Annotated in this window: 1 protein-coding gene and 1 pseudogene; one reads left to right on the forward strand and one right to left on the reverse strand. The window is 73.0% G+C overall.

Features of this window, described 5'->3' with window-relative positions:
• A pseudogene (locus DW309_RS11330) lies at positions 1-320 on the reverse strand (hypothetical protein); the annotation flags it as partial.
• 142 nt (positions 321-462) lie between these two features.
• On the opposite strand from DW309_RS11330, the gene DW309_RS11335 reads away from it, so the two are divergent.
• Positions 463-1,060, forward strand: a 598-nt coding sequence (locus DW309_RS11335; protein WP_205812738.1) for a winged helix DNA-binding protein, incomplete at its 3' end; no start/stop codon positions are given.

The raw sequence follows: 1,060 nt of genomic DNA on the forward strand, positions 1-1,060 counted from the left end.
CCGAGCGCGCTCACGCTCAGCGGTTCGGGCGCCGAGGCCAGCGCCTCGAGCATCCGCATGCGGGCGGGGCCGCCGAGGCGTCCGGAGGGGTCGGCCATCCACGGCGGCATCCCGGGGTGCCCGCGGTGATGGCCGAAGTGCTCGTGGGCACCGTCGGCGTGCGGGCCGTCGTGACCTCCGCCGGGCCAGCCGTGGGGTCCGCCGCGTCCGCGCGGTCCGTGCTCGCGCTGACCGGGCCGACGCCCGCGGAGACGAGACAGCGCCTGGGCGATCGCCTCGGCGGGGTCGTGCGGTTCGGAGTCGCGGGAACGGGTGGCCATGCCTCGATTTTACATGCGACTTGACATGCTTTAGATCTGCATGTCACACTACATGTACATGCCGGATCACATGGATATGTCACCTGACATCCACCGGCCACCACCGCGGCCCACCAGCCGCCCCTGAACAGAGGACAACCCCATGAACACCACCACAGACACCACAGAGACTCCCCAGCCGCCGCGCCCGTTCGGCTACTGGCTCCAGGCCGTCGACCGCCTCATGGCGGCTGAGTTCGCCGCCGCGTTCGACGACGAGGGCATCACCCGGCGCGACTGGCGCCTGCTCAACGTCGTCGACGGCTCGGTCGAACGCGAACGCCCGCTTCGTGCGCACAAGCTGCGCCGCCTGATCGACCGCGGGTGGGTCGTCACCGACGGCGAGGGCTGGTCCCTCACCGACGACGGCCGCGCCGCGAAGGAGCGCCTCGGCGCCCTGGTCGACGGCATCCGCGCCAAGGTCGTCGACGCCGTCCCCACGGACGACCTCGCCACGACGCTCGCATCGCTCGAGGCCATCGCCCGCGCGTTCGGGTGGGAGGAGGGCACGCCCCTCCCCCGCACGCACCGCGGCCCGCGGGGCCACCGGCACGGTCACGGTTTCCGCGCCCCGTTCGGCCACCACGGCCACGGCGAGCGCGACGGCTTCTACGGGCACGACGACGGCTACGACGTCCGCCACGGCCACAGCCACGGCCACGACGGCCACGCGATGCCGGAGGGGCCGTGCGGTCACGGCC

It is taken from the genome of Microbacterium sp. K41 (genome assembly GCF_004794395.1).
GTDB lineage: Bacteria > Actinomycetota > Actinomycetes > Actinomycetales > Microbacteriaceae > Microbacterium > Microbacterium sufflavum.